The following is a 9850-nucleotide window of genomic DNA, read 5'->3' as shown; positions in this document are numbered from 1 at the left end:
CCAACCTCACCTTCGAAGACAACGAATACAACTTCGTCAAAGTCCGCGCCCAACACGGCGTCAAACGCGCCTTCGAACTCCGCGACGAACACTTCGAAATCCCCGAACCGTGAGGACCCGGCCCGGCTCGGCTCGGCTCGGCTCGGACTGGGCTGGGCTGGGCTGGGCCGCCAGGGTGTTCTCCCGCGGTGCCCGTGGTCAGCCCTTCCGGTAGAAGGTCATCCCTTCCGGTAGAACCACAGCGCCGCGGTCTGGCTGCCGACACCGGCGAGGGAGCCGTCGGGCGACCACAGACGTACCGAGCCGTGTCCGTAGCCGTCGGCCGCCTGATCGGGGATGCCGTCGACCAGCACCCACTCGCTGTCCGGGGCGGAACCGACCCGGATCGTGTTGTCCAGACTCGACCCGGACCCCGGATTACCGAGGGCGCCCATCACCATCGTCGGCACCGAGTCGGCGACCAGCGCCAGCATCGCCGGACGGGTCGCCGGCCGGCCACCGAAGCGCATCCAGAACCGTAGCCGAGGTTCTGCCGCACCGGCGGGCTGGCGTATCTCGACGAGGCCGAAGAAACCGGGTGGGGTGGACGGCGGAAACCGCAGCCTGACCGGTTCGCAGTCCTCGGGCGGGGGGAAGGCGGGCATCACCGGGAGTGTCCCGCCCGGGATCTCCGGGTTGGCCTCGGCCGCCGCACCGAGACCGGTGAGCACGACCCGCCCGGCGACAGTGCCGGTCACTCGCACCTGCGAGGTCCGGCGGCCCGCCGCGAGGACCTCCGCGACGAGATCGAGACGCTCGCCGTACCTGGGCGAACCCACGAACTGGGCCGTCGCCCACCGCAGCGGCCGTGCGGCCGTCTCCTCGACGAGCGCGCCGACGAGAGCGAGGCCCATCCCGCCGTACATGCGCTGAAGCTGCGTGAGGTGACGCTCCTCCATCGTGACCTCGGCCCGCGTCGTGAGGAACGCCGCCGGGTCATCAGCCGCCGCCGGACCGGCGTCGGCCACGTCGAGAAGCTCGAGGCCGAGCCAGCGCCGGTCGGCGCGACGTCGCGCCGCCTCGGTGCCGAGACGTCGTCGCCCACCGGAACGGCCCCCGCGGGACGGAGCGCGTCAGTATTCGTCGTCAGATCGGCCACGAATCGACCTTAACACCAATCATTTAGATCTTTTGTGGCGCAAGCTCGCTTCGGACCTACGCCCGCGTACACCGGCCAACACCGGCCTCGCGGCGGCGACTCCTGCGCCCGCGCCGAGCCCGTCCCGGCCACCGTGAACCACCCCCACCCCGAGTCGCCAGCCCGCCACCGCGCGCGAAGTGCACCCGACACGGAAGTCGGCCCGGAATCCGCCACGCCTGCTTCGCGCACAGCATCGGACGGCGCGAGCATGGTACACACCCCGGATAGGAAGCCGACAGAAATGACAATCAGCGAAAACCCCTTCCCCGGCCAGGGCGCTGAGATTAATGTCTCAGCGCACACACCGGGAAAGCTCCTGCCGACGCCGCCGGAGATCCAGCACCGACACCCGGGGGCCGCAGTGGCCACGGCAGCGGACATTCATCCACACGGGCGGTCCACCGACCAGGGCAGGCGCCGTGTCGATCACCGGGCACCCGCCACCGACGACAGCGGAGCGGCTAACACCGTCCGGACCCGCCGTCAAGAAAGAGTCGCGTATCCGCAGCCGGTAACTTCCTTATTCTTTGGCAGTATCGACGGTGTTCCTGCGGTAGGGTCAGAACGTTATGTCGTAATTTGCGTGAGATCGCCCGCGAAGGCGAACTCCGCATGTCTCGTAGGTAAAGGGCTCGACCGGACCGAAGTCACCCGCGGAACGCGCACTGATGCAGGAGGACGACCGAGCTGTGCCCCGACCGGACGCCCCCCACCACGACCTGGCAACCGGATACACACTGGTCGAAAGAGACCGCGAGAACACCAGACTCAGCGCACTGCTCACGTTCGACCGGTACTCGCCGATCAGGGTCGCGGTCATCGAGGGCGCGGCCGGCCACGGAAAATCCGTTCTGGCCGCGGGCCTCGCCCGCCAGGCCGAGGCCCGCGGCTTCCGCGTCCTCACGGCCGACGGGGCACACCGTGAGCGCGCTCTTCCCTTCGGAATAGTCAGTCAGCTGCTTCCCGGTGACAGTGAACCGCCCGGCGCCGCGCTGGGCGCGGCCATCACGGCCACCCTGGCCGACCGGGAGCCCGACGCCAGGGACGTCGACCGTGCGCTGTGGTACGTCACCCACACCTGGTGCGCGCACCTGGTCCGCGCCAGCGCCTCGGCGCCGATACTCCTCATCGTCGACGACGCGCACCATGCCGACCGGGAGTCACTCACGATCCTGGTCCACCTGCTCCGCAGGTCGCGAGCGGCCCGGATAGCGATGCTGTTTACGGTCTGCGCGGATGCCACCCCCGCCGACCCCGCCGCGCTGGACGAGGTACGGCGCCGCCAGGACGGTGACGTGCTCCGGCTCGCACCGCTGACCGAGCACGGCGTCGCCACCGTGGTGGGCCGCCGGCTCGGTCCGATCGCCGGCATCCGTCTCGCGCCCACCTGGCATCAGGTGACCGGTGGGAGTCCGTTACTCGTCCACGCGCTCATCGAGGACCAGAAGGGCAACGGCCGATCGGCTGACGACAGCCAGGCCGGCGGCCCTGGATCTGACAACCCGCGGACCGGTGAGCGCGCGGCGCCCGCGGCTGGCGAGCGTTTCCGGCTCGCCGTGCTCACCACGCTCGATCGGATCGGCGGTCTCACCACCCCACTCGCCCGCTCGGTCGCGGTGCTGGGCCGGTCAGCCACCCCCCGCCTGCTCGACCAGCTGACCGGCCTGGGCCAGCCCGGGGTGGTCCGGGCGCTCCGCGCGCTGCACACCGCCGGCATACTGACCGCCCGCGGCCTGTTCCGGCATCCGGCGGCGCAGGACGCGGTGCTCGCCAGCACGGACGCCGCCGAACGGCGCCGGTTGAACTCGCGGGCGGCCGTCCTGCTGAACGCGGAGGGCTGCTCCGCCACCGTCGTCGCCCAGCATCTGCTCGACGCCGACAGCGAGCTGGAACCGTGGGCCGTGCCGGTGCTGGAGAACGCGGCCCGCGAGGCCTGCAACGACGGCGACCCGGCGCTCGCGGCGGCCTTCCTGCGCCTGGCCCTGCGGGCAGCGGACGGACCACAGCGCGATTCGCTGACCGCCGAGCTCGCGGCGCTCGACTGGTGGCAGAGCCCGCGGGACTCCGTCCGGCATCTGTCCTTCCTGGTCAACGCCGCGCGCGTGGGGCGGTTGTCCGCCGCCGAGGCCACCACGGCAGCGCAGTTCCTGCTCTGGCACGGCCGGTTCGACGAGGCGACCACGTTACTCGCCGATCTCGTCGGGCAGGACGAGCACCCGGACACCTCGACGCGGATCGAGATCCGCTTCATGGACCTGTGGCTGCGGTCCCTCTACCCGGAGGTCGCCCGGCAGCTGGTGCGCAGGTCACCGCGTTGGGTCGACGAGCGGTCCCGGGACCTGCCGGCGATCTTCCATCCTCGGCTGGAGGCGGCGACCCAGCTGGCCCGGGTCCTGAGCGGCCGGCCGGATCCCGCGCTGCCGCTGCGGGCCGAGCAGATCATCCGGCGTACGGTGCAGACCGGGTCCCCACCCGAGACGATCTCCGCGGCGTCCGTCGCCGCCCTCGCGCTGCTGTACGCGGGCCACGCCGAGGGCGCCCGGCGGTGGTTCGAGAACCTGCTGCGCAACGACTCCGTCCAGTCGTCGCCGACCTGGGGGGCGAAGCTGCTGGCGCTGCGGGCCGAGGCCGCGATGCGCCTCGGCCAGGCCGACACCGCCGGGCAGCTCGCCCGGGGCGCGCTGTCCGCGTTCACGGTGGCTGACTGGGGCGTCGGCATCGGGCTGCCCCTCGGCGTCCTGGTACGGGCGATGACCGTGCTGGGCCGGCACGACGAGGCTTCCGAGCTGCTTGATCACCCGATCCCGGCGAACATGTTCCAGACCGGCTTCGGGCTGCACTATCTGGAGGCTCGTGGCCGGCACCGGATCGCGATCGGGTTGCACCGCGCGGCGCTCGACGATTTCCGGCTGTGCGGCGACCTGATGCGCAGTTGGGGGACGGACGTCCCCACGATGGTGCCGTGGCGCGACCACGCGGCGGAGGCGCTGCTCGGGCTCGGCGAGCCGGCCCATGCCCGGCGGCTGCTCGCCGACAACGTGCCGCCCGCAGGCCGGCGGGCCACCAGCACCCGGGACGCCGGTGCGACCGCGGGCGCCGCGGCCAGCGACGCTGCCGCCAGCAGGCATCCCGCCGGAAGACGGCGTCGTGACACCGAGCTGGGCCCTGGCACCGGACGCGGTCACGCCGGTGCCGGGGCGTCATCGAGGGTCCTGACCTCAGTGGACCGAATGGCCTCCCTGAGCGAGGCCGAGCAGAAGGTCGCCGCGCGAGCGGCCCGTGGGCAGACGAACCGGGAGATCGCGGCGGGGTTGTTCATCACGGTCAGCACGGTGGAGCAGCACCTCACCCGGACCTACCGGAAACTGCGGGTGGCAGGGCGCAAGGACCTGGCGAACCTGTTCACGACCGCCCGCATGCCGATCGCCTGATGCCGATCGGCTGGTGCCGCTCAGCTAGTGCCGCTCGGCGACGGTCGCGGCGACCCGCAGCAGCGCCGCGATGGCGTTGGAACGACTCTGCTCCGACCGGGCGATGAGTACGTGCACCGGCGGTGCGTCCGCTACCGGCACGCAGGCGATGTCGTGGCGGATGTGGCCGCGGACCGACTCGGGCACCACCGCGACCACCCGGCCCAGCGCGACCAGTTGCATCAGCTGGATGCCGTCGCTCACCACCGGCCCGGCCAGCGGCACCGGCGGATCGCTGGAGGTGGTGAGGCCGGTCCGCGCGGACGGATCGGACCCGCCCGGCAGGCCCGCCGGATCCGTGCGGTCCGAGGGCCACCGGGGCTGGACCTCGCCGGCCAGGTCGGCGACCCGAAGGGTCTCCCGGGCGGCGAGGGGATGGCTGGCGGGCAGCAGCGCCACCTGCCCCTCGACCGTCAGTTCCTCACAGTCGAGGCCGGTCGTGTCATCAGGCGGGCAGTGCAGGATGGCGACGTCGGCCCGCCCGTCACGGACCATGGCCGCGCGCTGGCCGCTCGTGAACACGACGTCGACGGCGACGGCGGCGGGATCCTCGGCGTAGGCGGCCAGGATGCCGGGCAGCAGCCCCCCGTCACCGCCGGACTTCATCGCCAGCACGATCGCCGGTTCCGGGCTGGCCGCGCGCCGGGTGCGCCGCTCGGCGGCGGCGACCGCGTCCAGCACGTGGCGGCCCTCCTCCAACAGGACCCGGCCGGCCGGGGTCAGCGACACCCGACGGCTGGTCCGGTCCAGCAGGGTGACCCCGATCCGCCGCTCAAGCTGGCGGATCGCTCGCGACAGCGGTGGCTGCGCCATCCTGAGGCGCTGCGCGGCCCGCCCGAAGTGCAGCTCCTCGGCCACCGTGACGAAATACGAGAGCTCCCGCGTCTCGAGTCGTTCCATACCCGCAGGGTATCGGTTCTTACCTGGACGGTATTTGAAACCGTCGACAGGCTGATGGTGAGCTTGGTCCATGGCCGAAGAGACAACAAAGTCAGGCATAGCACTCGTCACCGGCGCCAACAAGGGCATCGGCCGGGAGGTCGCCGCGCAGCTCGCCCAGCAAGGCTTCACCGTGCTCGTGGGCGCGCGCGACGCCGCGCTCGGCGCCGCCGCCGCCGCCGAGATCTCCGCCGCCGGCGGGGACGCCCAATTCGTGCGACTCGACGTCACCGACGACGATTCGGTCCGTATCGCCGCCGATTTCATCGGCGAGCGGTTCGGCCGACTCGACGTCCTGGTGAACAATGCCGGAATCTCAGGTGGCATCGACACCCTCATCCCGAGCACGGCGAATCCGGACGCGGTTCGCGCGGTCTTCGACACGAATGTCTTCGGCGTGATCAGGGTGACGAACGCGGTACTCCCGTGGTTGCTCCGCTCGACGGCGCCGCGGATCGTCAACCTTTCCAGCAGCGTGGGTTCGTTGTCCATCATGGGCGATCCCGCCGGCCCCTTCGCCAACGTTCCCGCCTCGGCCGGGTACGCGCCGTCCAAAACCGCGCTGAACGCCATCACGGTCCAGTACGCGAAAGAGCTCCGCAAGGACAACGTACTGGTCAATGCCGCGGACCCCGGCCGCTGCGACACCGACCTGATCCGCGGTGTCGGCTTCCCCTCGCCGCGCACGGCGGCCGAGGGCGCGACGGTCGCCGTCCGGCTCGCCACCCTGGGCCCGGACGGACCCACCGGTGGGATCTTCAGCGAGACGGGGTCCGTGCCCTGGTAGCCCGCGCCCGCTGTCGGCAGCGCTGTCACCCCGGCGGCCACGGCGTCACCGCCGTGGCCGCCGGCACCACCGGGGCCGTCAGGACGGCAGGGCGATGGACAGCGCGTGCCGGAAGACGTTCCGCGGGTCCCAGCGCGCCTTGACCTGCTGCAGCCGGCGATAGCTGCCCTTGTAGTACAGCTCCGTCCACGGGATGCCGGAGGTGTTCCAGGCCGGATCCGCCAGGTCGACGTCGGCGTAGTTGATGTAGGAACCGTCGGTGATACCGCCGAGGGCCGGGACACCACCGGTGTCGGCGTGCACGTCGCGGTAGAACTCGCGCAGCCAGGAGAGGTTCCGGTCGTCGTCGGTCGCCGCGTCCCAGTGCACGGTGTGCAGCACCTTCAGGACCGAGTCACGCTGCGGGGTCGCCGTGGCGTCCGGCGCGACCGCGTTGGCCCGGCCGCCGTAGGACGCGAACAGGACGCCGGCCAGGGGTGCGGTGATGCCGGGTGCGGTCAGATAGCGGTGGGTCGTGGCGAGCTGGGCGTCCGTGTAGCTCGCACGCAGGTAGGAGCCCTTGGACTTGTTGCGGCGTCCGACCACCGCCCCGGTGTCGGGATAGCCGGTGTAGTTGGTGGCCTGCAGCCAGGGAAGGGTCCGCTCACGGACCGTCAGGGCCGCCCGCACCGGGTCGACGACCGCGGCGCGGAAGCCCGCGAGCAGCGCGTCGGAGTCCGCCTCGTCCGGGTTCACCAGGACCTGTATCCCGACGACGGGGCTGGAGCTGACATGGGCGCAGGTCAGATTGGCGCTCAGCCGGGCGGCTGCGGCGTCCGGTGCGCTGTTCTCCGCGTGCCAGGTGAGGTAGCCCCGGACCAGCTGGCTGAACGTGGCGACGTCCAGGCCGGTCCACGGCCAGGCGAAGTCGATGAGCCGCGCCCGTGCCGGCGGTGTCGGCAGCAGCTTCGACGGGTTGGTGCCGGTCGCGGCGGTGCTGCGCATCCAGTACTTCGTGACCACGCCGAAGTTGCCACCGCCGCCGCCCGTGTGAGCCCACCACAGCTCCCGGTTGGGATCACCCGGTTCGCGGGTGGCGACCACCGTGCGCGGCGTTCCCGAACGGTCGACGGTGACGACCTCGACCGCGTACAGGTGGTCGGGGACGATTCCCGCCCGGCGGGCGAGGGCGCCGTAGCCACCACCGGCGAAGTGCCCACCGACCCCGACCGCCGGGCACGTTCCGCCGGGGAGGGTGACTCCCCAGCCGGTGAACAGCGTCTTGTAGACCTCCCGCAGCGTCGCGCCGGGCTCGATCGCGAACGCGGTGCGGGCCGGGTCGTAGTAGATGGCGTTCATCTGGGCCATGTCGATCTGGACCTGCACGCTCGAGTTCGCGACGAAGTTCTCGATGCAGTGCCCGCCGCTGCGCACCGCGATGCGCTTCCCGGCCCGGACGGCCTCGGCCACGGCCTGTTCCACCTGCGCCGTTGTGCCGACCATCCGCACGTACTCCGGACTGCCGGCGAAACGGCCGTTCCAGCTGCGGACCAGGTCCTGATAACGCGCATCGCCCGACCTGACGGTCGCGCCGCCGTAGGCCGGTTCCGTGGCGGGAGCGGCGACCGCCGCCTGGTCGGCGGCGAGAACCTCCGCGGACACACCCGCCGCGCCGAGAATTCCGGCGGAGGCGAGAAGTTTTCGACGAGAGACATCGGCTGGCATCGGATCTCCTGGTTGCGCACGACGGGCGGCTGAGAACCGTCTACTTTTTCTCGGCCCCGGAGCGAATGGCGCCGAACCTACGGAAGTCCGCCGCGATGCTCCAACCCCTAGCGACCCCAGACATCGTTCGCCCGACGGTCCGGCCATGTCACCGATTTCGACCGGCGCCCCAGCTCAGCGGACCGGTGTCGGGGACAACCCCGACACCGGCGGTTAGGGGTTTTCAGCAGCCGTCGCGGGTCGCGAAGATCGATAACGGCGACGACCGGCACCGGAAGCAGGAGGCGCGTCATGATCAGCGCGGAGTTGGACGCCGTGCGCACGTCTGCGCGGGCGGACGTCGGCGAGGCGTTCGGCAGCCTCACCGCGGCGCTGCTGGACCAGTCGACGGACCGTACGGCGCTCGGCGAGCTGGTTGACACGGCGTTGGACGCCACACCACCCGATCGGGTCCCCTACATCCTGATCTTTCTCGGGCTCGCGGCGGAGACCACGGAAGGTGCCGCGGCGACGGCCGTCCGGTCGGCGCTGGGTCGCCGCATCGAGGGCTACCTGCGGATCCTGGCCGACTCGGCACCGGGCAGTCCCGCCCGCCTCGCCTCGCTCTACCTCGTCGCGCATCTGACCGAAGCCCGCGACGCCGTCCTGGACGCCGCCGCCGGACTCGGCCTGGATGCCGCCGAGCACAGCCGGCTCGACCGCTGCCTGCAGCGCGAGATCCCGGCGGACCCACGGATCACCCGGTGCTGGCCCGCGCCGTCGGTCTGGGCGGATCTCGGCGCGGACGCCGACGCTCGCGATCAGATCTGGATGGGCCGGCTTTCCCCGGAGCTGACAGCCGCGGCGTGGGGCCACGAGACCCGGTCGATGCTCGCCTACCTCGGCGCGCGGGCGCTGTGGGCCGCCGGGCACCCGCCCCCCTTCGAGGTTCCGATGCCGGCCGTCGCGCTGCCCACCGCCGAGCGACACGTCGACGTGGCCGCGGCCGCCAACGGGCACGGGAGCATCCTGCGCTGCCCGGTGTGCCGCGGCCGGCTCACCATCACCACCGCCTCGGCGCGTTGCCAGTCCTGCGCCGCCGACTTCCCCGTCACGAAGCACTACGTCGACCTCTCGCAGGGCATCGGCGATGAGCTGGACCTGATGGCCGAGAACGTGGTCCTGCGCTACGGCGAGCTGCGTTCCAGCTTCTTCAGGCTGATGGGCGGCAACTGGGCCGGCCCGATGTCCCCCCTGGACGAGGACGCCTACCTGCGCGACCACGTCCGGCCGGCCGACGGGCCCGTCCTCGACCTGGCGGCCGGCACCGGTCGCTGGACCGCGGTGCTGGCCGCGACGTTCGGCACCGGCCGGGTGATCGCGCTCGACCTGGCCGGCGCGATGAACCGTGAGATCGCCCGGACCCTGCCCGACATCGCCAACCTTCGGGCCAGCGCGCTGGCGCTGCCCTTCGCCGACGGCAGCCTGGGCGCGGTCAACTGCTGGAACGCGCTGCAGATGCTGCCGGACCCGGCCGCGGTCTTCGCCGAGGTCGGCCGGGTCCTGCGGCGGGGAGGGACCTTCACGGTTCTCACCTTCCGGAAGGCGGCCGATCCCGCGGACCGCTACTTCCAGAGCCGCCAGTTCGGGGTGCACGGCGTACGGCAGTTCGACCATGCCGAGATGACCGGATGGCTGGCCGACGCCGGCATGTCGGTGCGGGACCTGAGCGGGCCGAACAACCTGCTGCTCCTCACCGCCGTCCGCACCTGAAGGCCGGCCGGATCTGGC

General features: G+C 71.7%; 6 protein-coding genes and 1 pseudogene. 4 read left to right on the top strand and 3 right to left on the bottom strand.

Annotated elements, in window-relative coordinates:
• Nucleotides 1-113, top strand: a pseudogene (locus ACG83_RS48255) (enoyl-CoA hydratase/isomerase family protein); the annotation flags it as partial.
• 105 nt (nucleotides 114-218) lie between these two features.
• Here ACG83_RS48255 and ACG83_RS38750 read toward each other — a convergent pair.
• Nucleotides 219-1007: an acyl-CoA thioesterase II gene (locus ACG83_RS38750; protein ID WP_054571239.1), complete on the bottom strand. Its 789-nt coding sequence runs from the start codon at nucleotides 1005-1007 to the stop codon at nucleotides 219-221.
• Between the two features lie 841 nt (nucleotides 1008-1848).
• On the opposite strand from ACG83_RS38750, the gene ACG83_RS38745 reads away from it, so the two are divergent.
• The gene (locus ACG83_RS38745; RefSeq protein WP_054571238.1) at nucleotides 1849-4611 is read left to right on the top strand and encodes an AAA family ATPase; all 2763 of its coding nucleotides are present in this window, start codon (nucleotides 1849-1851) and stop codon (nucleotides 4609-4611) included.
• 24 nt (nucleotides 4612-4635) lie between these two features.
• Here ACG83_RS38745 and ACG83_RS38740 read toward each other — a convergent pair whose 3' ends face one another.
• Complete coding sequence (locus tag ACG83_RS38740) at nucleotides 4636-5550, bottom strand: LysR family transcriptional regulator (RefSeq protein ID WP_054571237.1); 915 nt, start codon at nucleotides 5548-5550, stop codon at nucleotides 4636-4638.
• 70 nt (nucleotides 5551-5620) lie between these two features.
• Here ACG83_RS38740 and ACG83_RS38735 point away from each other — a divergent pair, with 70 nt between their 5' ends.
• On the top strand, nucleotides 5621-6376 hold the full coding sequence (locus ACG83_RS38735) for an SDR family NAD(P)-dependent oxidoreductase (RefSeq protein WP_054571236.1): 756 nt from the start codon (nucleotides 5621-5623) through the stop codon (nucleotides 6374-6376).
• Between the two features lie 78 nt (nucleotides 6377-6454).
• Here the strand turns inward: ACG83_RS38735 and ACG83_RS38730 are convergent, their stop codons facing one another.
• Complete coding sequence (locus tag ACG83_RS38730; protein ID WP_054571235.1) at nucleotides 6455-8080, bottom strand: FAD-binding oxidoreductase; 1626 nt, start codon at nucleotides 8078-8080, stop codon at nucleotides 6455-6457.
• A gap of 291 nt (nucleotides 8081-8371) precedes the next feature.
• On the opposite strand from ACG83_RS38730, the gene ACG83_RS38725 reads away from it, so the two are divergent.
• Nucleotides 8372-9832, top strand: coding sequence for a class I SAM-dependent methyltransferase (locus ACG83_RS38725; RefSeq protein WP_054571234.1), 1461 nt, complete (start codon nucleotides 8372-8374; stop codon nucleotides 9830-9832).
• Nucleotides 9833-9850 lie beyond the last annotated feature (18 nt).

It is taken from the genome of Frankia sp. R43 (genome assembly GCF_001306465.1).
In the GTDB taxonomy this organism is placed as follows: domain Bacteria; phylum Actinomycetota; class Actinomycetes; order Frankiales; family Frankiaceae; genus Parafrankia; species Parafrankia irregularis.
Note: the sequence above shows the minus strand (reverse complement) of the source record. Positions and strands in the feature narration are given on the sequence as shown.

Coding starts and splice junctions, on each gene's coding strand:
- ACG83_RS38745 (WP_054571238.1), top strand. CDS start 1,849: ATGCAGGAGGACGACCGAGCTGTGCCCCGACCGGACGCCCCCCACCAC.
- ACG83_RS38740 (WP_054571237.1), bottom strand. CDS start 5,550: ATGGAACGACTCGAGACGCGGGAGCTCTCGTATTTCGTCACGGTGGCC.
- ACG83_RS38735 (WP_054571236.1), top strand. CDS start 5,621: ATGGCCGAAGAGACAACAAAGTCAGGCATAGCACTCGTCACCGGCGCC.
- ACG83_RS38730 (WP_054571235.1), bottom strand. CDS start 8,080: ATGCCAGCCGATGTCTCTCGTCGAAAACTTCTCGCCTCCGCCGGAATT.
- ACG83_RS38725 (WP_054571234.1), top strand. CDS start 8,372: ATGATCAGCGCGGAGTTGGACGCCGTGCGCACGTCTGCGCGGGCGGAC.